General features: G+C 42.7%; 18 protein-coding genes. 12 read left to right on the top strand and 6 right to left on the bottom strand.

Annotated elements, in window-relative coordinates; genetic code table 11:
* Positions 1-68: 68 nt before the first annotated feature.
* The gene (locus tag Q0590_RS09615) at positions 69-452 is read right to left on the bottom strand and encodes a group I truncated hemoglobin (protein WP_302037309.1); all 384 of its coding nucleotides are present in this window, start codon (positions 450-452) and stop codon (positions 69-71) included.
* 132 nt (positions 453-584) lie between these two features.
* Positions 585-1,664, bottom strand: a complete 1,080-nt coding sequence (locus Q0590_RS09610; RefSeq protein ID WP_302037308.1) for a nickel-binding protein — start codon at positions 1,662-1,664, stop codon at positions 585-587.
* A 914-nt stretch (positions 1,665-2,578) separates the two neighbouring features.
* Between Q0590_RS09610 and Q0590_RS09605 the strand changes: the two genes are divergently transcribed.
* Both Q0590_RS09605 and Q0590_RS09600 read left to right on the top strand, forming a co-directional pair.
* Positions 2,579-3,481 carry a class I SAM-dependent methyltransferase gene (locus Q0590_RS09605; RefSeq protein WP_302037307.1) on the top strand — a complete coding sequence of 301 codons (903 nt, stop codon included), beginning with the start codon at positions 2,579-2,581 and terminating at the stop codon, positions 3,479-3,481.
* 213 nt (positions 3,482-3,694) lie between these two features.
* Complete coding sequence (locus Q0590_RS09600) at positions 3,695-4,519, top strand: sialate O-acetylesterase (RefSeq protein ID WP_302037306.1); 825 nt, start codon at positions 3,695-3,697, stop codon at positions 4,517-4,519.
* A gap of 103 nt (positions 4,520-4,622) precedes the next feature.
* On the opposite strand, the gene Q0590_RS09595 is transcribed toward Q0590_RS09600, so the two are convergent.
* Both Q0590_RS09595 and Q0590_RS09590 read right to left on the bottom strand, forming a co-directional pair.
* The gene (locus Q0590_RS09595; RefSeq protein WP_302037305.1) at positions 4,623-5,126 is read right to left on the bottom strand and encodes a hypothetical protein; all 504 of its coding nucleotides are present in this window, start codon (positions 5,124-5,126) and stop codon (positions 4,623-4,625) included.
* 50 nt (positions 5,127-5,176) lie between these two features.
* The gene (locus Q0590_RS09590) at positions 5,177-5,932 is read right to left on the bottom strand and encodes a DUF4386 family protein (protein WP_302037304.1); all 756 of its coding nucleotides are present in this window, start codon (positions 5,930-5,932) and stop codon (positions 5,177-5,179) included.
* A gap of 113 nt (positions 5,933-6,045) precedes the next feature.
* Here Q0590_RS09590 and Q0590_RS09585 point away from each other — a divergent pair, with 113 nt between their 5' ends.
* From Q0590_RS09585 to Q0590_RS09550, 8 genes are all read left to right on the top strand, one after another.
* Entirely contained in the window at positions 6,046-7,074 is a 1,029-nt protein-coding gene (locus Q0590_RS09585) for an AraC family transcriptional regulator (RefSeq protein WP_302037303.1), read from the top strand.
* A gap of 369 nt (positions 7,075-7,443) precedes the next feature.
* Positions 7,444-10,275 carry a PA14 domain-containing protein gene (locus Q0590_RS09580; protein WP_302037302.1) on the top strand — a complete coding sequence of 944 codons (2,832 nt, stop codon included), beginning with the start codon at positions 7,444-7,446 and terminating at the stop codon, positions 10,273-10,275.
* A gap of 489 nt (positions 10,276-10,764) precedes the next feature.
* Positions 10,765-11,352 carry a TetR/AcrR family transcriptional regulator gene (locus tag Q0590_RS09575; RefSeq protein WP_302037301.1) on the top strand — a complete coding sequence of 196 codons (588 nt, stop codon included), beginning with the start codon at positions 10,765-10,767 and terminating at the stop codon, positions 11,350-11,352.
* A gap of 5 nt (positions 11,353-11,357) precedes the next feature.
* Complete coding sequence (locus Q0590_RS09570; protein ID WP_302037300.1) at positions 11,358-12,506, top strand: hypothetical protein; 1,149 nt, start codon at positions 11,358-11,360, stop codon at positions 12,504-12,506.
* A 10-nt stretch (positions 12,507-12,516) separates the two neighbouring features.
* On the top strand, positions 12,517-13,221 hold the full coding sequence (locus Q0590_RS09565; RefSeq protein WP_302037299.1) for an ABC transporter ATP-binding protein: 705 nt from the start codon (positions 12,517-12,519) through the stop codon (positions 13,219-13,221).
* A gap of 6 nt (positions 13,222-13,227) precedes the next feature.
* Positions 13,228-14,397 carry an ABC transporter permease gene (locus Q0590_RS09560; protein WP_302037298.1) on the top strand — a complete coding sequence of 390 codons (1,170 nt, stop codon included), beginning with the start codon at positions 13,228-13,230 and terminating at the stop codon, positions 14,395-14,397.
* The gene (locus tag Q0590_RS09555) at positions 14,394-15,665 is read left to right on the top strand and encodes an ABC transporter permease (RefSeq protein ID WP_302037297.1); all 1,272 of its coding nucleotides are present in this window, start codon (positions 14,394-14,396) and stop codon (positions 15,663-15,665) included. Before Q0590_RS09560 ends, Q0590_RS09555 begins: the two co-directional genes overlap by 4 nt.
* 19 nt (positions 15,666-15,684) lie before the next feature.
* Positions 15,685-16,419, top strand: coding sequence for an outer membrane lipoprotein-sorting protein (locus tag Q0590_RS09550; protein WP_302037296.1), 735 nt, complete (start codon positions 15,685-15,687; stop codon positions 16,417-16,419).
* 311 nt (positions 16,420-16,730) lie between these two features.
* Here the strand turns inward: Q0590_RS09550 and Q0590_RS09545 are convergent, their stop codons facing one another.
* Together Q0590_RS09545 and Q0590_RS09540 are read right to left on the bottom strand one after the other, a co-directional pair.
* Positions 16,731-17,867: a PAS domain-containing sensor histidine kinase gene (locus Q0590_RS09545; protein WP_302037295.1), complete on the bottom strand. Its 1,137-nt coding sequence runs from the start codon at positions 17,865-17,867 to the stop codon at positions 16,731-16,733.
* A 512-nt stretch (positions 17,868-18,379) separates the two neighbouring features.
* Positions 18,380-19,198: a hypothetical protein gene (locus Q0590_RS09540; protein ID WP_302037294.1), complete on the bottom strand. Its 819-nt coding sequence runs from the start codon at positions 19,196-19,198 to the stop codon at positions 18,380-18,382.
* Between the two features lie 1,164 nt (positions 19,199-20,362).
* Here Q0590_RS09540 and Q0590_RS09535 point away from each other — a divergent pair.
* Both Q0590_RS09535 and Q0590_RS09530 read left to right on the top strand, forming a co-directional pair.
* A complete protein-coding gene (locus Q0590_RS09535; RefSeq protein WP_302037293.1) occupies positions 20,363-21,001 on the top strand; it encodes a vWA domain-containing protein in 639 nt (212 codons plus the stop codon).
* Between the two features lie 154 nt (positions 21,002-21,155).
* Positions 21,156-22,562: a PP2C family serine/threonine-protein phosphatase gene (locus Q0590_RS09530; RefSeq protein WP_302037292.1), complete on the top strand. Its 1,407-nt coding sequence runs from the start codon at positions 21,156-21,158 to the stop codon at positions 22,560-22,562.
* The last annotated feature ends 19 nt before the right edge of the window (positions 22,563-22,581 follow it).

Below are 22,581 nucleotides of genomic sequence, written 5' to 3'. Positions count from 1 at the left end.
CGTAAAAATAGTTTTAGTGGTAAGGGTTGTTTATTGTTTGCCAGGAGAAGTCTGGCTTTTTCGGCTGCTTATATATGTATAATTTCAGATTTCATGGAATAGAGTATAGCCAGCACATCTCTTTTCTCTGTTTCTCCATACTTATTCTTCTGCATGGCCTCCATAACATCATCTATAACCGCTATAAATTCTTGTTCAGATACATTCATGCCTTTATGTGCACCTACCATTCCTTTGCCACCATATACCTGTGGTCCGCCAGATCCGGCACAAAAGAAATTGATTGTGTGTTGCCTGATCCTGGCAAAATGCTCCGGGTTTTCAGTTAAAGGTAAATACCTGGCCTTGATCAGCGGATTGTTTAAGTGAAAACTCACTACATCATCCACGAGTCTGGTGATACCTGTTATGCCGCCTAATCTTTCGTAAAGAGTGGTTGTAAGTGTTAACATAGAGTTTGTTTTTAATGAATGATTGCTTTAGTATACCAAATAAAATTACAACCGATCGGCAATAGCTACTAGCACATTTGATTCAAAAACATGTACTATTGGTTCAAGCATCTGTTTTTAATGGGGCAAACCTTATTCCTTCCGGTTGGGCAGGTAATCGGATGGCGCAATTCCGTATTTTTTTTTGAAGCATTTAGCAAAATACGATGGGCTGTTAAAACCAGTCAGGGCAGAAACCTCGGAGACGTTGGCTTCATTTTTCAATAATAGGTGTAAGGCCTTTTTTAAGCGGTATTCTTTCAAAAAGCTATTTGGCGAGTTCCCTGTTAATTCTGTGAGTTTGCGGTATAGCTGCGATTTGCTGAAGCCAAGTGCCGTAAAATCATCTACACGCAACTGCTCATCTTCCCAGCGGCTTTCTACAAAATCCATCAGGATATGTAAAAATGTTTCTTCTGCTCTTGTTAGCGAATACAGGTGTTCACTGGTCAGGTCCGCATTCAGATTTTCATTTTGATACCAATCGGCAACATCTGGCGAAATAACAATCGCTGCTTTGTTAATGTGGCAAATGCGTTTGGCAGCCTCAATTGCTTTTGCAAAAAGTACATTTTCATTTGTTACGGGCACCCCGGCGCTAATGGCTATTTTTAACGTAGCATCCGATGAGTTTTGAGAAGCAAGCTCGCTGAAGGTTAATTGACATTTATTTGCACATTCAATGGCAGCAGATGCGGATGTAAAGGAAACCAGCAGTTGATCCATTTTTTGTTCAACAATTCTGCCATTATATTCAGGTACCATTTCTGAAATAGCCCTAAGCGTGGAAGTATCTTCGTGCATTAACCGATGATAAATTAATTCCATCCGCATAATGGCTCTGAAAGCCGGATCGTTAATACTATTCAGTTTCGTTTGCCGGGTGTTTGCCGGATCTTCAATTCTTCCTAAAAAAGATTCCACCAGTACCGGGTCAACTTCAATTACTTTATGGGGTACCTGGCCATGGGCATGCAGGTGCATTTGTTGAATAGCTTGCGAATCAGGTGCTTCAATCAGGCAAAAAGCGGTATTCCGTTTGTCATCAAACCAATATGTTAGCCCTCTACACCCAAACTTATGCTGAATTTTCAGGTCTTCCTGGTGTAGTTGTGCTACATTTTCTGCGGTAACTATGTCTGATACATCATGACGGTCCATATAAATAGGCATAGGCTGTAGTTTTATGGAAGTTAAATTGATAGTAGTTGTCTACTATAGTTGATCCCTATACTGGTATAAAATGCAGGCAGTTGAAGTATCCTTTCAATGTAAGCAGGTAGTGAAAATTACTTCAATTAAAGAATATTTACGGGTTTTTGGTTTTAACCTGCAAATGGCATTAACTCTGGAAGCTGGTGTAATAAAGCTGTAGGTAAAGAAAAATAGCTGAACTTGGGTCTCGAAACAATTACTTTCTTATCTAAGGTAACTAAAAATCAGCTGATCTGGAAATATATTAGGAGTAGTAAAAATGAGCATTGCTATATAGGTTTTGGATGCACACTTGGTATAAAATTTATTGGTGGGTGGGCTAATAGCTTAAGAACCATGTCGCCAGGTGCAAACTACTGCTTCTTAGTCTACCGGCATATAGTTGATTTGCTTAAAAAGGACTATATATTTTTTGCGTTTCAGTAGCAATAGTTAAAATAAATGCTGATTTTTAGACGTATGAGCTTATAATGGATAGCTTCCCTGGAAAAGATAGCTGCCAGTTACTGAACCAGGTTATCGAATATATTCTATAGCATTTATTAGTGAGTCAGTTTTTTTGTGCTTGCTATACTATGTTGTATATTTTTTTACCAGATTTTACATATAAAATTACCTCTTTTCTGCAAAGAGATTTTTCAGCCATAGGCCAAATAAGAGAAGGTATGTTGACTTTTCTTAGGTTGTATGAGCTAACGCAGTAATTTTTCAAGAAACAATGTATCGTACAGCAAGGCCATAGCTTTCGCTTTGTTGTATACCTGATATACAGAATAGCCCGTTTTTAATATGCTTCATGGGGTTGTTGTCCTTAGCTCAGTAACAGGCAAAGAAAAACTTCCGATTTATTTACTATTAACTAAACTACTTTTATGGCTTCACAAACAGATATAGATTATTCGTACACCACGATGGATAAGATATGGCGTATCAGTGTTGGCGAAATGGCTGATTTTACTGGCGCCAAATACGATGGTGATTTTTCAATCAGCCTGGAGGAGGCACAAAGAAGAAAACATGACTTTATCGCCCAGAACCTGAATATTACTGCAGGCAGCAAAGTACTGGATATGGGATGTGGGTGGGGGCCATTCCTGAATTATCTGCGGGGAATAAAAGCAAAGGGTATTGGGTTAACCCTGTCTAAGGGCCAACATGCTGCCTGTCAGCGGCAAGGTTTTGAAGTGTATATACAAGATTGCCGCACCGTAAAACCCAGTGATTATGGTATGTTCGATGCAGTAGCTTCCGTGGGCGCATTCGAACATTTCTGTTCTGTGGAAGACTACCAAGCCGGCAGGCAGGACGAAGTCTACCGTAAGTTTTTTAAGACCGTAAGTGATCTTCTCCCTGTTGGAGGGCGGTGTTTTATTCAAACCATGGTATTTGGAAAAGACATGATTGATTTGAAGGATTTTGATATTGATGCCCCCAAAGAATCCAACGAATATTTGATGGCACTCACGATGAATGAATTTCCAGGCTCCTGGCTACCCTATGGCAAAGAGCAAATCATTAAAAACGCAGAGCCCTTTTTTGATGTGGTTACCTATCATAGCGGACGGTTAGATTATATAGAAACCATTAATGTATGGCGGCAACGGTTAAAAAGTTTTGGATGGCAAAAATACCTGGCGTATTTAACACTGGCTCCTGCATTGCTATATGATTCCAAGATGCGCAACCGGCTGAGTAACCTGCAAATTGCGCCTATCCGCGTGGCTTTTGAACGCCAGTTATGGGACCACTACCGCCTTGTATTTGAGAAAAAATAAGGTTTCAAAAGCCAGGTTTCTGTACAAAACGGCATACACCCGCAGAGATTGCTCTGTCTACATATACCCGTTTATATGTAGACAGAGGGGTATAAACCAAAAGTTGGCATTAGCATAACCCTGCAAAGACAGATACCAATATCATAGCATATAAAGTAACTACTTACAGGCGAAGGAGGTACCAGCCTTTTAATTTATTTCTTACCTTCAGGCATGAAACAACAGATATACATGCGTTATTTCGTGCTAATGGTAGTTGTACTGATCAATGGTTGTTCCAAGTCCCATAACTTGCCAAAGCAGGCATCGGTAACGCAGGATTCTGTATTCCATATTTACTTATTAATGGGACAGTCCAATATGGCTGGGCGAGGTATAGTAGAGCCGGAAGACCAGCAGACACACAGCAGAGTATGGATGCTGGATAAAAACAATACCTGGCAACCTGCCAGAGAACCCATGCATTTTGATAAACCCATTGCCGGCGTTGGACCAGGGTTCCGTTTTGGTAAACAAATGGCTGAAGCCAATCAAACAGTTACCATCTGCCTGGTTCCCAGCGCCGCCGGAGGCTCATCCATCGATGCCTGGAAAACTGGCGGTTACCATGACCAAACCAACAGCTATCCCTACGATGAAGCAATGAAGCGGGCGAAAATTGCCAGCCACAAAGGAGAAATAAAAGGTGTACTCTGGCATCAGGGTGAATCAGATAGTAGACCCGGACAAGCAGCTACCTATAGCCAAAAACTTCAAGAACTTATTCAGAACATCCGCAAGGAATTGGCCTCACCGGAGCTACCATTCATTGTTGCTACTCTTCCGGATTTTTATGTGCGTAAGTTCCCTGAGGCTAGCCTTATTAATCAGGCCTTGCAAGACTTACCTAACCAGGTACCCAATACCGCTTGCATCAGCACATCAGATCTGAGCCACAAAGGTGATACTACTCATTTTGATAGCCCCTCTGCCCGTAAGCTGGGAGAAAGATATGCCAGAGCCATGCAGGCCTTGCAAAAGAAATCACGTACCAAATAGCATTTCTTTCACAAGGAAGGCAGGCCATTTGGCTTTCTATTCATGAAACCTAGCCGTAGGTTTGAAATTTCCTGATCGTTTCTTTTAACAAGGCACTGGGTGATTACTTTAGGTAAATGGAATACGAAATACCTGGGGTTGGATTAATTTTTACTTTGCTTCCGTTACCACTCAACATGGCCACTCCCAAACGAAGATTAAGCCCTTTCCATACTACCCATTTAAATCCTATTTCAGCTAGCAACCCATTTTTTGCCTTCCATTCCTGGTCTAGTCCCCGTACATAAGAAGCCGACAGATAAAAGGAAGAAGGGGCATGCGTAGGTGAGTAAATGGGAAGAAAGAAATAAGAAACACCAGCCCTTAGAAAAGAAGTAGTTTCTCCTTTTCCGTTTTCGGAAGTGGAAATAATGGTAGGATAGTATCCGCCATGCATGGAAAACCGCTTATACCGGTATTCAAGGCCAATGGAAGGATTTCTAAAGCCATTAAAACTGAGCTCACGTGCCGGGAAAGGCATTTTCTGCGTATAATTGGATGAAGAAGATTGGCCGTTGACACTATAAAAAGCACACAACAAAAGAATAAAAACAGTAAGCGATTTCATAAGAAGAGAAAGAATAAGGTGGAAGAAAAAGAAATTCACTAGGTATACAATCAATTAACCCGTTCGAAGCTTGTCTGCCCAACTTTACGGTAAAGGCCGGCACGTCCAAACTTCAGTGTAGGGAGGCGGTATAAATAAAAGCCTACTAGGGCAATCCATAAGATAAGGAATGATGAACTGATGGAAACCACCTGGGCAGCAAACTCCCATCCGGTAGCTTCTAGTAGTCCAAGGAATGTACCCAGCGAGGAAACTATGCCTAGGCCATGAAGCCACTTAGGGAAATTCGTATTCGCATACAGAAACAAGGAAAAGCTACTTCCCCAGCAGGCCAGAAAGAGAAAGCCCAGATGCTCGCCAAGGGAGAATCCCAAATACTGATGAAACGCTTCAAAGATGAGTGAAATCGTTTGTTTGGTTGCCATGCTGGCATCAGGGTCTACATAGGAAGCTGCCAGAGAAGGTACCAAAAATACCCATCTGATAAAGCCTAAGGTATTAAACAATCCGGCCAGTACGCCTACGCCGGTTATAAAAGGCACATACTTTTTTTGAAAAGATGCCAGGCTGTTATGCAACAACAAACAAATGATAAGGAGTAACAACGATCCCAGAGTCATGCCATACCACAACAACTGAAGGGATACACCGCCCCGGTGGTACGTACTGAGAACATAACCCGCAGGCATTCTTAAAATATCCGGATAGAAGAATTGCTGGCGCAACCCTTCAAAACAAATACCAGTCATGAGCCCCGAAAGGAGTAATAGCATCCCGGTAACTTGCAACAGAGAAGGAGCTTTCATAAGAATGTGTAATTAAGGCGTTTAATAGTATTACAAAGGAAGAGGATATAAAGCGGCTTTTCGTTAACTTCCCATGCCAATTACATGACACTTAACGCCATAGCCTGCTGCTTATGAAAGTATCTGTGAGTATTATCCGCGACATTATATATGGTGCTGTGGCAAACGGGGCAGATCTGAATAGCATCTGCCAAGCCATTGCTATTGAGCCGGAAAGCTTGCAAGAGCAGAAAATGTATGAAGTTGAGGCAGTTCATCTGCTGTGGCAGGCGGCTGTTGAGCAGACAAAAGATCCCTTCATTGGCCTCCACATCGGAGAGAAAGCCCACTTTGAATCTATTGGTATTGTGGGTTTTACTCTACAAAACAGTGTCAATCTCCATACGGCATTGGAAAGAGGTGTCTATTATAACAACCTCTATAGCAGCATGGTCAGTATCCGGTTACAACAAGAGGGCCATTTAATGAAGGTGACCTTTACACCTGTTGTTCATTTTATCAGAGGCTTTCCCTTGGCAGCCCGTCAATCCGTAGAAGCAAGTATGGCTTTTGTAGTGATGGCCTTGCGTAAATTAAGCGGAAAAGATATTCATCCGCTGCTTGCTACTTTTGAATTTGTTTCAGCCCGTGCATTGCCTGTAAAAGAATACGAAAAGCTGTTTAACAGTAAACTGGTGTTCAATGAACAGCAAAGCAGCCTTTTGTTTAGGATACAGGATTTGCAAACTGCCGTACTCAGCTATAATAAAGAGGTATTCAAGGTATTAGATCAACAAGCCGAAGTAATGCTTAAGGCCTACGAAAACAAATTAACCTACACCGAAAAGGTAAAACAATGTGTGGTAAGGCTTCTGGAAAGTAATTATGTAACCATTGAACAAGTGGCCGATGAATTACGGCTAAGCGTGCGTACCCTTCAACGGAAACTGAAAGAGGAGGGAAGCAGCTTTTTGGAAATTATAGATAGCATGCATATAGAACTCGCCATCCGCTACCTGAAAGAAAGCCACTTATCCATTTCCCAGATTGCGTATTTATTAGGATATGCGGAAGCAGGGGTATTTACCAGGGCTTTTAAACGGTGGACTGGCTGTAATCCTACCGAATATAGAAATAAGTACCCATATACTCACCAGGTGTGAACCCATCACATATTCATTCTCTTCCCGGAAGCTATATAGGAATAAGCAAGTAAAATGTATAAGTAATACTTGATGTAGATTGAAAAATGTAGTAGTTTAACTAATAGAAAAAAACCTCAAGAAGGCCCTGCTCCCTACAGATCTTAACCTATATACTTGTATAGCTATGAAAGGCAGTTCAGGGATAATCCTGGATTTATGGCCTGATAATACGTATTTTTTGCAAACCTGATGTTCTTTTCTGAGAAAAGCTTAGTTGTGTTGGCTGGCGTTTAGAAAATAATGTATTTCTCTTCACCCAGTACAACTGCTCTAGGAGAAAAGGCAGGAGTTAGTTAGTTATATTTTTATCACATGAACGTTTCAATTATGTGCACACCATTACCTACCCAATCTACACAGAAAGAATCCCACACATTAATCAAGATGCATGCCTGCCGTGTGTCTTTGTATCTGTATCTAATAATACTCCTGCTATATGGAATGTCTTCCATAGCAAATGCTCAGGTAACAGTGGGCCAATGGGACCGGTTTGAAGCTTCCCTAACTAATCCAACTGTCTATACCGATGCATACAATGATGTTACCTTAGATGTAACCTATACAAAGCCAGATGGAAGTAGTGTTAACTTCTGGGGTTTTTATGATGGAGAGAATACCTGGCGCATCCGTTTTATGCCTGACCAATTGGGAGAATGGGCTTATCAGGCCACTTTTTCAGATGGATCGCCTGGAAGTAGTGGCACGTTTACCTGTGTTGCCTCTTCTATTCCAGGCATGTTCTCTAAAGATGAGACTAATCCCAGGTGGTTTGGTTTCAAAGGCGGAAAGCATACACTGGTGCGTAGTTTTCATGGCGGCCCACCTCTCCTGGCGTATAATTTTTCTGATACCGATAGAAAATCATTTCTGGACTGGGTAAATGGGCAAGGCTATAATATGCTATCGGTAAATGACTTTTACGATGCAGTGTATGATATTCCGGACCTATGGCCCTTAAGTGCTAGGGCTTACCAGCAGATTGAAAAAGTACTAAATGAGTTGGCTGCCCGGCAAATTATCTTTTATTCTTTTGGGGGGCTTTTTCCGAGGGATGAGGCCATTCCCAGTAACGAAGAAGAGGAAATACTGTTGGTAAAGTATTATCTGGCCCGGCTTGCTCCGTATTGGAACATTTTACTTAATGCATCTGGTTCGGAAGCAAATTATGATAATTATATTACCAGTAGCAAAGTTAACCGGGTGGGAGCTGAGATACAAATAAGAGACCCATTTAAACACCCGGTTGGCAACCATAATAAAGATGGAGATGATCCTTATAGGTATCAATCATGGGCAGGCTATGCAACGCTTCAGGTGGAAATTACAGATTTGTATGCTTTAAATACGTATCTGTTGAAAAATCACACCGGCACCAAGCCTGTCTACGCCCAGGAAAATTTGTGGCCGGGCAATACCCTGCAACCTTCCGGGCAATTTGATGCTACCACCATCCGCAAACATGCCTGGGTGCATATGTTATCGGCCACTTCGTTGAATTATGGAGATATGAATGGAAGAAATCATTCCGGGTTCAGTGGGAGTTTAAACCTGGCCGACAAAGTACAAGCACGGCATGATATAGTGGATAAAGTATGGGATTTTATGGAAACGGTGCCCTTCTTTAAAATGAGCCCTGACCAGAATGCAGTAAACAATGGTTTTTGTCTGGCCGAGGCAGGACAGCAGTATTTGGTATACCTGCCTGTCAGAGGTTCTGTTTCTATTGCTGTGGAACCCGGGAAAACCTATGCAGTAAAATGGATCAATGGGCAGAATCCCTTGCAAGATCAACGTTCCGGTGGCACAACCTCTACGGGGCAGAATCTGGCTTCTCCTACCGATGGAGACGATTGGCTGGTGTATCTGACGGTTGATAATTCACCCCAATCTTGTACGGCTACCGGTAGTATATTGCGGGAATACTGGGCCAATGTCAGGGGAGGAGCCGTAAGTGATATTCCGGTCAACACTGTTCCCACCTCTTCTACCCAGCTTACTTCGTTTGAAACCCCTTCCACTATTGGCGATAACTACGCCCAGCGCATCCGGGGCTATATTTGCCCACCGGTAACCGGCAATTACATCTTCTATCTGGCCTCCGATGATCAGGGAGAGTTGTGGCTGAGTACCAACGACAATCCGGCAAGCAAACAAAAGATAGCCTATATTACCAGCCATGCCGGCAGCAAACAATGGACGAAATTCCCAACCCAGAAGTCCATAGAAATTGCTTTGGAGAAAGGCAAAAAGTACTACATCGAAGCCTTGCATAAAGAGGCCGTCTATGGTGATAATCTGGCTGTCGGCTGGACACTTCCCGGTAGCACAAGCATTCAAGTGATTCCAGGGGCTGTTCTCTCACCCGTTTTGCCGGAGCCAGTAGCTTGTACGGCTACCGGTAGTATATTGCGGGAATACTGGGCCAATGTCAGGGGAGGAGCCGTAAGTGATATTCCGGTCAACACTGTTCCCACCTCTTCTACCCAGCTTACTTCGTTTGAAACCCCTTCCACTATTGGCGATAACTACGCCCAGCGCATCCGGGGCTATATTTGCCCACCGGTAACCGGCAATTACATCTTCTATCTGGCCTCCGATGATCAGGGAGAGTTGTGGCTGAGTACCAACGACAATCCGGCAAGCAAACAAAAGATAGCCTATATTACCAGCCATGCCGGCAGCAAACAATGGACGAAATTCCCAACCCAGAAGTCCATAGAAATTGCTTTGGAGAAAGGCAAAAAGTACTACATCGAAGCCTTGCACAAAGAAGCCGTCTATGGTGATAATCTGGCTGTCGGCTGGACACTTCCCAGCAGCACAAGCATTCAAGTGATTCCAGGATCAGTCTTGTCGCCTTTTGTGCCTTCGCCTGCCAGACTGGCTGGCTATTATGAGTCAGCGCAAAATCAATTTATTGTCTTTCCTAATCCGTTCTCAGATAAACTATCTATCGCAACACAAAGGCAACAGGGCAAGGTGAGGATAAGCCTGACGGATATAGTAGGCAAAACCTATTTTAGCCATGAATACCAGCTTGCCGGACAGGCAGAACTAACAATAGATTTTTCGGCTTTATCCTTAAAGCCAGGGATGCATCTGCTCAAGCTGCAATCAGAAGAGGGTAAAATACACGTACTAAAACTGATAAAGAAATAACTATACTCTATTGTTATAAGTATCCATTGGTACCTCATTTCATCAATACCCTCATGTAATAACTTTCATAGGAAATAATTTCCTACCTAGAAACCTGTTAGGTTTTTCAAACCTAACAGGTTTAAGCCTAAATCTTAAGTAGGTATTTGCTGAAAGAACGATACTACTTTTAGAAAGATATAATCCAGGTAACCCGTATGTTTCAGCTTACTAGGGGTGTAACTAGCTTAATCAGGAAATTGAGTAACCGGATGTTAGCTGGTCTCTCTTAAACTATATACTTAGGGTACTTCATAATTATAGGCCCAGCTAGTGGTGAGGCTACACAATACATTCAATCCCGGGTGTATCATTCTCTATCGTACTTGCCTGTAAGCTAATATCCCATCCTGAAAAAAATAATCACATAATATACTTTTATATAAAATGTTACTATATTCGTATTTTAATACTATATTAGTAATATTAATTAAGTTTTAGTAAATTCTAATGGAAAAAGACCAGACTACTAGCCAGAAGTATAGCAAATTATTAATGACTAGCAGAGAGTTATTCTGGAAATATGGCTTTAGCCGGGTATCTATTCAGGAAATATGTAAAGAAGCCGGAATCAGCAAAATGACGTTTTACCGGTTTTTTCCAAACAAGCTGGAATTAGCCAAAGCTGTGTTTGATCGGGTGGTGGACGAAGGTTTAGTCAAATTCAGAAGCATTATGCATGCAAATATTTCCTCGGCTGACAAAATAAAACAAATCGTGCTCTTGAAACGGGAAGGGGTACATGAGATCAGCCAGGAGTTTTTGAAAGACTTTTACGCCAATCCTGAGCTGGGATTAAAAACCTACATTGAAGAAAAAACAAAAACTGCCTGGCACGAGATGCTGACCGATTTTAGGCAAGCGCAGCAAGATGGCTGGATACGTGCTGATATGAAGCCGGAACTCCTGTTTTATATGTCTCAAAAAGTTGGCGACATGTTAAACGACAAACGCCTTTCCAGCTTATATAACAGTCCGCAAGACCTGGTAATGGAGTTAACAAACTTCTTTGTCTATGGCATTTCACCACATGAGTAGGTAAGATGAAAACTGCTTCTTCCATAAGGATATTTCTGCTCCTGGTCATTTCCTGGAATGGCTTTGCGCAGGTTACCCAAAAACAGGATACGTTGCTAGTTAAAGGGCAAATATCCTCCTGGCTAAATATCAATATGGATAATAAGATGCCACTCTGGCTGGGTGGGCGGTATATTCCTCAGGCAAATTATACCTTACAGTTTCCAAAAAATAAACTCATTGATTTTGAAGGTTCACTCAATATAAGCGGTCAGGCAGGATTTCACCCGTTTGACAGTGCCACTGCCGATGGGAGTATCAGGCCATACAGAATTTTTGGGCGGTATTCTGCCAAACAATTCGAAACCAGAATCGGCTTGCAAAAGATAAACTTCGGTTCGGCCACCATGCTGCGTCCCCTGATGTGGTTCGACCAGGTAGACCCCCGCGATCCCTTGCAACTAACCAATGGTGTCTGGGGCATTCTGGGCAGGTATTATTTTCTGAATAATGCCAATATCTGGCTGTGGGGGCTATATGGCAATGACCGGCCAAAAACCTGGGAAATAGCTAAAACAAGCCAGAAATACCCGGAATTAGGAGGCCGTTTCCAGAGCCCGGTACCTAAAGGGGAAGCTGCTATAACGTATCATTTCCGGATGGCCGACATGGGAGAGTTCGTGAATGCAGAAATGGAACAGGTGCCTGAAAACCGGATTGGGTTGGATGCTAAATGGGACATAGGCATTGGGGTATGGGTGGAGGGCGTGTGGATACATAAAAGCAAAAATGTGGGGGCTTTTACCAACCAAGAACTCATAACCGTAGGCGCTGATTATACCTTCGGCTGGGGAAATGGAGTAAATGTGGTGTATGAACAATTTCTCTCCTCTTACGATGAAAGGGTTTTTGCTTTTTCGAATAGCATTACCATGTCGGCGGTATCACTTTCTTATCCGCTGGGTATGTTTGATAACCTTTCTTCCATTGTGTATTACGACTGGATGAATAAAAAGGCCTACAATTTTGTGAACTGGAAACACCAGTTCAAGAAGTTTTTCATCTATACTATGGCGTACTGGAACCCGGTAAACTCCCAGTTGCCGCAACAAGGGGTTGCAGGAAATATATATGCAGGTAAAGGCATCCAAGTGATGCTGGTCTATAACCATTAACATACGAAACATGGAAAAACCAATTGTTCAGATAGACAATCTCACGAAACGCTTTCCGGTGGGCAACAGTGAGTTTACCGCCTTGTCACATCTTTCTCTTACCATTGATAAAGGAGAATTCATGGGGCTGGTGGGTCCGAGTGGGTCAGGCAAAACCACCTTGCTCAATATCATCGGTTCTCTGGATACACCTACGGAAGGCAGCGTAGAAGTGATGGGACAATCGATTGCTACCCTTACCCATAAGCAGGCCGCCATACTGAGAAACTACCACATTGGGTTTATTTTTCAATCGTATAATCTGCTACCGGTATACACGGTTTTTGAAAATGTGGAGTTTGCTCTATTGCTTCAAAACCTTTCGGCCGATGAAAGAAAAAAATGGGTGATGCAAGCCCTCGAATGGGTAGGACTCACCGATAAAGCCAAATCGAAACCCTCTCAACTGTCGGGTGGAGAGTCACAACGGGTATCTATTGCCAGGGCCATGGTTAAACGGCCGCAACTGGTACTGGCCGATGAACCGTCTGCCAACCTGGATGCCAGAAACTCGCATCACATTGTGCAAACCATGAAAAAGCTAAACAAAGAACTCCATACCACCTTTATTTTTTCTACCCACGATGAAAAAGTCATGCAGTACCTGGACCGGATTGTTTCCCTGAAAGATGGGATGGTGGAAAAAGACGAGGCCGTTCTTCACATACAAAACTGAAGGTCTATGTTAGCCATTCAATTAGCTATCAAAAATTTGTTAGGCGCAGGACTACGCACCTGGCTCAATGTAGCCGTACTTTCCTTTGCCTTTGTGGTAATCGTTTTCTATAATGGCATGCTTGACGGCTGGAACAGGCAAGCCTTAAAAGACACCAGAGAATGGGAGGTAGGCAATGGGCAGCTATGGCATCCGGCCTACGACCGCTACGATCCGTTCAGCCTGCAGGAGGCACATGCACCGCTTTCCGGAGAAGTAGTATCCCTGGTACAACGCAAACAACTTACCCCTGTGCTCATTACGCAAGCCTCTGCTTATCCGAAAGGAAGGATGATCAACATTGTCCTGAAAGGAATAGATCCGGACCAGCAAATGCTAAAACTGCCTACCTCGTTACTAAAGGAAGATTCCGGAGAGATTCCGGCCCTTATTGGCAAACGGATGGCCCAATCAGCCCGGTTAAAAACCGGAGACAAAGTACTCGTCCGGTGGCGGGATAAGAACGGAACTTTTGATGCCCGGGAAATACACATTGCGGGTGTTTTTGATGCCAATGTGCCTTCCGTGGACAACGGGCAGTTCTGGATTCCGCTGGGCAACCTGCAGCAGATGACAGGCATGGAAAATGAAGCTACGTTGCTGGTGGCAGCCAATACACACACCGTACAAAAAACAGGGATATGGGAAGCCAGGGACCTGGATTTTCTTCTCAAAGAGTTCAATGAAATTATGGATAGTAAAAAAGGCAGCAGCAAAGTCATTTACTTTTTGCTGCTGGCTATTGCCCTGCTGGCTATTTTCGACACACAAGTATTATCTGTGTTCCGAAGGCAAAAAGAAATTGGCACCTATATCGCCTTAGGCATGACGCGTGCAGAAGTAGTACGCATATTTACGGTGGAAGGAAGTGCCCACAGTTTTCTGGCCTTGCTTCTTGGGGCGCTATATGGGATTCCTTTTCTTGCTTACCTGGCAAAAACTGGTATACCTATGCCAAAATCGGCTGGTGAGGCAGGCATTGCCATCTCAGACAGCATTATTCCGGTGTACAGTGCCGGAATGGTTGTAACTACCATCCTGCTGGTGGTGATTACTGCTACCGTGGTAAGCTATTTTCCGGCCAGAAGAATTTCCAGCATGAAACCCACAGAAGCGTTAAAAGGAAAAATACAATGATCCGTTTTTTGTTAAAAGGAATACTGGGCGACAAAAGCAGAAGTCTGCTGCCAGTAATCGTGGTTTGTATCGGCGTTTCCCTGACGGTGTTATTGAACTGCTGGCTGAAAGGCGTTATGGGGGAGTCTTTGGTGATGAATGCCAACTTTGATACCGGACATGTAAAAGTAATGACCCGGGCGTATGCGCAGGAGGCTCAACAGATGCCCAACGACCTGGCCATTTTAGGGGCAGATACTCTCACTGAGCAGTTGAAAAAGACTTACCCGGACATGGACTGGGTAAAACGTATCCGCTTCGGAGGCATGATTGATTTTCCGGACGAACAAGGCGAAACTCGTGCCCAGGGACCGGTGGTGGGCTGGGCAGTGGATTTGTTATCTGCTGGTTCAAAGGAAGCAACGCGGTTTAATATAAAGAAATCCTTAGTGAATGGAAAACTTCCTTCTACCGCAGGTGAGGCGCTAATAACACATGATTTTGCCGAGAAATTCAAGGTAAATCCCGGAGATGAGTTTACCCTTTTTGGCTCCACCATGGAGGGCAGCATGGCTTTTAAAAACTTTGTGGTATCCGGTACAGTCCGCTTTGGATCGAATGTCCTGGACCGGGGAGCCATTATTATAGACATGGCCGACGCACAGCAGGCCTTGGGTATGGAAGATGCTGCCGGGGAAATACTGGGTTATTTCACTACCAATCAATACGATAATGCAAAAGCCACAGCCATCACTACTTCCTTCAATGCCAAGTATACTCAAAATACGGATGAATTTGCCCCGGTTATGCTCCGTTTACGCGATCAGGGAGGCATGGCGGAATACATCGACTATTCCACTACCATGGGTAGCCTTATGGTTTTTGTGTTTGTACTGGCCATGTCGGTGGTATTGTGGAATACCGGATTGTTGGGTGGCCTTCGCAGGTATACTGAGTTTGGTGTCCGCCTGGCTTTAGGAGAAGAAAAAAACCATATTTATGCTACGCTTATTTATGAAGGCATACTCATTGGAACCATCGGCTCGGTGATAGGCACAGGCATTGGCTTATCCATATCTTATTACCTGCAGGAAGTAGGCGTGGATATAGGCGGGTCTATGAAAAACTCTACCTTAATGATGCCTTCCGTGGTTCGTGCAGCCATTACCCCAACCGCTTTTTATATTGGCTTTATTCCCGGTATTTTTTCTGTGGTACTAGGCAATGCCCTGGCAGGAATCGGGATTTACAAACGCAAAACAGCCCAGCTCTTTAAAGAACTCGAGTAATTAGCATAAACCAAATACAATGAAAAAATTAATCCTTTTACTTTTTACCTGTTTTATTGTTTACCAGGCCAACAGTCAGGATGCGCAGACGATCTTAACAAAGGTAGATCAGAACATGTCATCCACCAACCGGATATCCGAATCCAGCATGACCATTCATGGGAAACGCAGCAGCCGTACCCTTACCTCCAAAACATGGGCCGTCGGCACAAAAAAATCCTATACAGAATATTTGTCTCCAGCCAGTGAGCAAGGCACCAAAATGCTCAAGCTGGAAAATCAGTTGTGGATTTTTTCTCCCTCTACCGACCGGATCATTCAGATTTCCGGGCACCTGCTCCGGCAATCGGTTATGGGCTCGGACCTTTCCTATGAAGACATGATGGAAGACCGCAAACTGACTGATATTTATACGGCAAAAATAAGCGGTGAAGAAAAAATAGAGGACAGAACCTGTAACGTGCTTGAACTTACCTCAAAGGTGGCCGATGTGGCATACTATTCCCAGAAGATATGGGTAGATGCCGAGCGTTTTGTACCGTTGAAACAGGAGCTCTATGCGAAAAGTGGCCAGCAACTCAAACTGGTAGAGCTAAAAGATGTAAAGCAGATTGATGGCCGCTGGTTTCCGACAACAGTTATTTACAAAGATATTCTGAAAGGGGGAAAAGGTACCGAAATGAAAATGATGGATATAAAATTCGACCAGCCCATACCAGACCATGTGTTCTCCAAAGCTTCTCTGAAGCAATAACAAAGCCTGCCACAAACAGAACTATTGAATAGGCAATATTCTGAGCCTAAACAACATCCGGGAATTGTTCAGATTACTGGGAATTGGGAAGCCATACTTACTCTTGCTATCGTTCCGTACCTACTTTTTAGAATCGGAGAAGGTGTATGGATGCACCCAATGGTTAGATGCTAGGGCTAATAGCCTGAAGATTCCTGCGGTCAAACTGAGTCTTTCTCCTATCAATGTTCGGGTGCAAGTCTGTACAGGTTAACTGCTGTATGGGGTAAGGAGTAGTTTCAGGTTGGAATCATCAACAGGATATATCCATATTATGTTGAAATGGACTTTTCTTTGGGTATTTCAATATAAAAGGTTGTGCCCTTGTTTTCTTTGCTTTCAAACCCAATTGTTCCATCATGCCATTCGACAATGGTTTTTGTGATGGACATACCCAGTCCTACTGATGGTTCGCCTTTGATTCCGGGCCTTCTGGCTTTAGTAAATTTCTCAAATAATCCTTCCCGCAAGTGTTCTGGGATGCCAATGCCATCGTCCTGGATGCTTATCACAACAGATTTGTTCTTATCCTCTATCCTTGTAGTAATTACTCCGCCATCATAGGTAAATTTAATGGCATTCGAGATGAGATTATTAATAACCTGCATAAATTTTACCTCGTCTATCTCGGCATATATTTTTTCTCTGGATGAGCTGAAATGAAAGGTTTTGGCAATATTTTGTTCTGACAGTTTATACTGCTCAATTATCTGCTGAATTTTAGAAACCAGTTCTACGCGTGTTTTAATCAGTTCTATATCAGCCGATTCTAAAAACTCTTGCTTAACAAAATCTCTAATCAGCGTAATGCCTCTTGTACTGGTTTCTTTAATGAGCTGCAAAATTTCTATATCTTCTTTTTTTTGCGTATTCCCTTCTAGTATGGTGGCTAAGCCCTGAATAGAGCCAAGCGGCCCAGCCAGATCATGCGATAGAATTTCTAAAATAGAGTTTTTCTTTGCCGCATGTCTTTTCAATATGTCACTGTATTTTTTGTATTCGGTAACATCGGTTGCAAAGCCTGCTACAGCAACCCTGCCTGTTCTGGTTTTTATCAGGAAAGCAGACAGGCGAATGGTGCTTTCCGAGCCATCAGGATGGTTAATCCGGAATTCCACATTTTGTTGGGTTCCTCCCTTCAATTCCTGATACGCATTGGTTAGAAAATCCAGATCATCTTTATGAATACTTTTTACCACGTTTTCTGGGTGGGTACTAACACTTTCCCGTGTCAGTGTCCAGATTGACTCGAAAGAAGGGTTTAGGTAAAGAAACTGGCTGGTGGCAATATCAAAAACAAAAACTACCTGGTTAATTTGTTCGGCCATTTCAATAAGGAATTCTGCATAGGGGGCATTAGGCAAAGAATGTACATGCTCTGCTGCTAATGGCTTCTTTGGTTTCTTCATTGATATGAATTTACATAGATTGATAAAACGAAAGCAGCACGTTTCTATGCTGTATACTAGTCTTGGAGGCTCAGCAGGATTTTGTAGCTATCGTGTTTAGGTTTTCTATACTACAGAATTTTTCCTGCTTTATCAACCTCTCCACAGAAAACAATGGTCAATAGATATAAAACCCAGCCTGTTATCTGTTTGTTTTTATACCAAAAGGCAAGTATGTCTACATAAAGTTACTAGGATACAAAGACTCTGTAAATGGATCTGACTATTAGTGTATGCAGAGAGTAGCGTTAGGCAGGGAATTCTTGCAAACAAAAGAGATGTAACCTTTTGATCAAGCCTTCAAAGAAGCAAGACAGGGAAACAGCTCAATACACTCTGCTATGATTCCCTGTCTTACGTTAAAAAATAACCTCCATTATCTCAGAAACTGATACCCTTCCGACAGATTACCTAATCTTTTTCTCAAGCAGGCGAGAATCTATACTATCAAATTAGAGAGGATAATTGTGTGATCAAGGTTGGAGCAGTTCATTTTCTGCACTCAGCCAGTTGGCTTCATGGGCATCCGGATTTTGCTGGGAAAGTTCATAAGCTCTTCGACCGATCTGATCATGTGAGGCAAGTTTATGAACATGTAAAGTAGGATAAGAACCGGCTTTGTTTTTCTGCGCCAGCTCGCCTGCTATGGTTACATACTGCCCACTATATTGATCCAGCTGATCTTCCAGTTGTTGTGGATAACGTAATTGAAGCTTCTCCTCAGGCACATTCCCTTCTTTAATAAAATAGGTATTTTCTGCCTTATATAGCACACCATATATTCTGCTTATCCGGGCAGCTTGCTTGGGAGATGATTTTCTTTTTGCACTTCCGGTAATAGTTTTTTTAGCAGTCGGTGAGCTGGTATCAGCCTCACGGATCTGTCCTTCACTTCCAGCGTTTACGGCAGCCGGGGTGGAGATTGGCGTTGCGGCAGTTTCTTCTACGGAACTGGCCAAAACCTCTGGCGTAGCTAAAAAGGGAGTTGGTGAAGCAGAATTACCACCTATATCTTGCTGAGTGGCAGCTTCCGGATAATTTTCTTGAACTACTTTAAGTGAATCCACTTCCGCCGATTGTGCATAGGTGTTTGTGGAGGTGTCATTAACTAACTCATCGGAAGTAGCCTCGGCACGTGTAGGAGTAACTTTATCGGCCGTAATCTGGTTTTCTTCCTCCTTCGACCCGCCAGGTAACTGAGCAGCTATTCCTGTAGTATCTGTATCTGCCCTCTGGTTATCTTTGTTTACTTGGGGGTCTTTAGTAACAGCTTTGTTTTTGTCTTTTTTCATAGTGTATAAAATAAATTACTGTATGAAGAATATACGACAGGAAATTGAAAAGGTCAATTAAATAATGGACCAGTGCAAATTTTTGTCAGAAGAAAAGCATTAAAAAGGCTTTGGTTTAAAGATAGCAGGGTAGAGTAGGAGATAAGCCCCATTGACTTACAGGAAGATAGTCCATCGTTTTGAAAACCCCAGTGGTGAAGAAAATTTCGTGAGGGCTGAATGTTTTTTCTGACAAAAGTTTACTGGATGAATTTACCCTCTCGATGTATCTATCTTGTATTAATGTACTTATAGGTCAAGCAAGAAAGGCTGCCTACCCGTAAATTTGATTTACCAATGGATAAAAGTATTGAAATTCTATGAACAGGTACCTAACATCAATTTAGGTTTGGTTAAGTCAGCCTTAGCAATGTTTGTAAGTAAAGTAGGTGGAGAAGATCGTGTTTATAGGTTTTTGCTAAATATATCCATAAAAAAAGAAGGCTGCATAACAGCCTTCTTTTTCACAGTTGCTGGAATAGTTTGAAATAAAAATAATAACCAATTCTAACCCACTTAACCCTCAAATAGGCATACTACGAAATACCTCTTTTATCATATTACCTCTCAGACGCAGATGGGGAAACTGAAGTTATACCTACTTTTTAAATTGGGTATTAGCCGTTGAATGTTGCTACAAACACCTAAAATCTTTCGGTTTGTACGGTAGACACTTTTTGTAAGAAACCTTTTACTGGAAAAACACAGCAGAAAAACACTAGCCATTAACGTATACCAAAATAAAAAGCAGATAGACTAGTAATTGATAACAGCCTTATCAAAAATAGTCTTCTGTTGAAAGTTAGTAAGTAATTTGAATTTTATATGAGTATAAGGATTTCCGCATATAACAGAATTGCCATGCTGCGTACCTCCCTATGCGTTCTTACCGGAACATTGGCTCAGCATAGTCTTCCAAGGTAGAAAGCTGTGGATAAACCAATGTTTACGCCGCACAGAAGAAACTTTGAATAGAGGGCTACGTTTAAGTTTGGGAACAACTATCAACTGGTACATGAAGCATGTATTCTTAACCAGGAAGAATAACAGAGCAGATTTGTTAAATATACGAATAGCTGTTTCCATTGCCTATCCTGACTTTGTAAAACTAAACCACGCATAAACATGAGAAGACTACCAGTCTATTTAGTATTAGATACTTCCGGCTCAATGACCGGAGAACCCATAGAAGCTGTAAAAAACGGCGTACAAGTGATGATAAGTTCATTGCGTCAGAATCCGCAAGCTATTGAAACGGCTTATATCAGCATTATTACCTTTGATAGCACTGCCCGGCAGATAGTCCCATTAACCGATTTAGCTTCTTTTCAGATGGTAGATATCAAGGCAACTGGCACCACGAATCTGGGAGAAGCTTTAAAGCTGGTTTCAACCTGTATAGATAACGAAGTAACGAAAACCACTGCTGAGCAAAAGGGTGACTGGAAACCTTTGGTATTCATTATGACCGATGGTATTCCCACCGATGACTGGCAGAGTGGCCTGGAGGAATTCAAAAAACGCAAAACAGCCTATACGGTAGCTTGTGCAGCCGGAAATGCCGCAGATTCTAACCTGCTCAAACAAATAACTGAAAATGTGGTAAGCCTGGATACAGCCGACAGTCAGAGTATAGCTAAGTTCTTTACCTGGGTAAGTGCTTCTATTGGTGTTACCTCTACTAAAGTGGAAGATGCCGGCAAAGAAGTAACCGGGATGAGTGAATTGCCGCCACCTCCATCAGAATTAAACATTGTAGTATAAGAACAGGTAGCTGGTTGAACAAACGGCATCTTATCTAACGTAAGGAGTGAGCTAGTTACTTGACATATATACTAGCTTACCCCTATTATTTTTAGATACAGTTTTAGAAATATATGTATAAAAAAGTTTTGGGTAATCAAGCAATAAAGCAGGAATGAGCGATGTAAAACAACTGGTAGCCCAGCTTTTCAAAAGTAATCACATTCCGATACCTGCTCACCGGATGGCTTTGTTTGAACAGTTTATACAGAACGAGCAAACCCAAACGGCAGCTACGATCATCAGTCAACAACAACAAGCACTTATGGCCAGGTGGAAACAGGAAGACAAGCTAGCAACCATACTTGAGCAGCCGCTTCGTGTTGCCAACGCAACAGTAGGTAAACCCTACGAAGCAAAAGTAGATTTCGGGCAAACCAACTGGAACGATATTGTTGCTTTTCAGGTAGAGGGCCTGGAGCAAGTGGGCTTAGCCTACGACGGCACGACCAAACAAATTACTGGTGTTCCTACGCAAAGCGGGGATATAAAAGTTGTTTTTAAATTCAAGATCGAGGGTGAGCCGCAGGAAGCAGCTTTTCATGAGAAGCCGCTGACGCTTATTATTAATCCTGATCCGAAAAGTTTGTGGAAAAACCTTCCCAGTGATTCAACTGACCCTTACTGGAAGGAGGATGCTGTAACCGTGTTAGCGCCTCTCAGTGACCGGCATATACTGGTTTCTTCCAAACGGGGCCGTTCGCATGCCAATGTAGGCTCATTCCGGGAAGACGATTTTGCTTTTGCCAATCTTGAAAATGGCTGGAGTATAGTGGTAATATCTGACGGTGCCGGAAGTGCCAAGCTTTCCAGAAAAGGGTCTGCTATTGCCTGCCAGAGCATACTAGCCCATTTTAAGGATGCCGCTTCCATCGAAAGTCTGATCCAGTTTGATGAGTTACTGCAACAACATACAGCAAATACTGGCGATGATACACAAAAGAAGCTAAACCGTTTTGTGTACAATACGTTGGGAAAGGCAGCTTTTAGGGCACATAAACAGTTAGAAGCCTTTGCTGCAACAGCAGGCGTTACGCTGAAAGATATGAGTAGTACGCTTGTTTTTACCCTGTTTAAAAAATATGAAATAGGCTATGCCCTGCTATCATTTGGCGTTGGCGATTGCCCTGCGGCAGTACTAAACAAAGATGTATCCGCCGTAACCTTACTTAATTGGATAGATGTAGGAGAATTCGGTGGAGGAACCAGGTTTATCACTATGCCTGAAATATTTCAGAGTGACAAGTTTGCTACCAGATTCAGTTTTAAACTGGTAGAAGATTTCTCGTATTTAATCCTGATGTCAGATGGCATTTACGACCCAAAGTTTGTGGTAGAGGCAAATTTGCCCAATGTGAAGAAGTGGCAGGAGTTTTTAGCAGATCTGAATGGAAATAACCAGGATGGAGTAAAAGTAGAGTTACGCCCAGACAATGAAGCTATTGAGGAACAATTCTCCAGGTGGATGGATTTCTGGAGCCCAGGCAATCATGACGACCGCACCCTGGCTATTGTATTTTAAGAAGATAGGTTTACAACCA

Source organism: Rhodocytophaga aerolata, from assembly GCF_030503435.1.
In the GTDB taxonomy this organism is placed as follows: Bacteria; Bacteroidota; Bacteroidia; order Cytophagales; family 172606-1; genus Rhodocytophaga; species Rhodocytophaga aerolata.
This window is presented reverse-complemented; position numbering and strand designations above follow the sequence as displayed.

Coding starts and splice junctions, on each gene's coding strand:
- Q0590_RS09615 (WP_302037309.1), bottom strand. CDS start 452: ATGTTAACACTTACAACCACTCTTTACGAAAGATTAGGCGGCATAACA.
- Q0590_RS09610 (WP_302037308.1), bottom strand. CDS start 1,664: ATGCCTATTTATATGGACCGTCATGATGTATCAGACATAGTTACCGCA.
- Q0590_RS09605 (WP_302037307.1), top strand. CDS start 2,579: ATGGCTTCACAAACAGATATAGATTATTCGTACACCACGATGGATAAG.
- Q0590_RS09600 (WP_302037306.1), top strand. CDS start 3,695: ATGAAACAACAGATATACATGCGTTATTTCGTGCTAATGGTAGTTGTA.
- Q0590_RS09595 (WP_302037305.1), bottom strand. CDS start 5,126: ATGAAATCGCTTACTGTTTTTATTCTTTTGTTGTGTGCTTTTTATAGT.
- Q0590_RS09590 (WP_302037304.1), bottom strand. CDS start 5,932: ATGAAAGCTCCTTCTCTGTTGCAAGTTACCGGGATGCTATTACTCCTT.
- Q0590_RS09585 (WP_302037303.1), top strand. CDS start 6,046: ATGAAAGTATCTGTGAGTATTATCCGCGACATTATATATGGTGCTGTG.
- Q0590_RS09580 (WP_302037302.1), top strand. CDS start 7,444: ATGTGCACACCATTACCTACCCAATCTACACAGAAAGAATCCCACACA.
- Q0590_RS09575 (WP_302037301.1), top strand. CDS start 10,765: ATGGAAAAAGACCAGACTACTAGCCAGAAGTATAGCAAATTATTAATG.
- Q0590_RS09570 (WP_302037300.1), top strand. CDS start 11,358: ATGAAAACTGCTTCTTCCATAAGGATATTTCTGCTCCTGGTCATTTCC.
- Q0590_RS09565 (WP_302037299.1), top strand. CDS start 12,517: ATGGAAAAACCAATTGTTCAGATAGACAATCTCACGAAACGCTTTCCG.
- Q0590_RS09560 (WP_302037298.1), top strand. CDS start 13,228: ATGTTAGCCATTCAATTAGCTATCAAAAATTTGTTAGGCGCAGGACTA.
- Q0590_RS09555 (WP_302037297.1), top strand. CDS start 14,394: ATGATCCGTTTTTTGTTAAAAGGAATACTGGGCGACAAAAGCAGAAGT.
- Q0590_RS09550 (WP_302037296.1), top strand. CDS start 15,685: ATGAAAAAATTAATCCTTTTACTTTTTACCTGTTTTATTGTTTACCAG.
- Q0590_RS09545 (WP_302037295.1), bottom strand. CDS start 17,867: ATGAAGAAACCAAAGAAGCCATTAGCAGCAGAGCATGTACATTCTTTG.
- Q0590_RS09540 (WP_302037294.1), bottom strand. CDS start 19,198: ATGAAAAAAGACAAAAACAAAGCTGTTACTAAAGACCCCCAAGTAAAC.
- Q0590_RS09535 (WP_302037293.1), top strand. CDS start 20,363: ATGAGAAGACTACCAGTCTATTTAGTATTAGATACTTCCGGCTCAATG.
- Q0590_RS09530 (WP_302037292.1), top strand. CDS start 21,156: ATGAGCGATGTAAAACAACTGGTAGCCCAGCTTTTCAAAAGTAATCAC.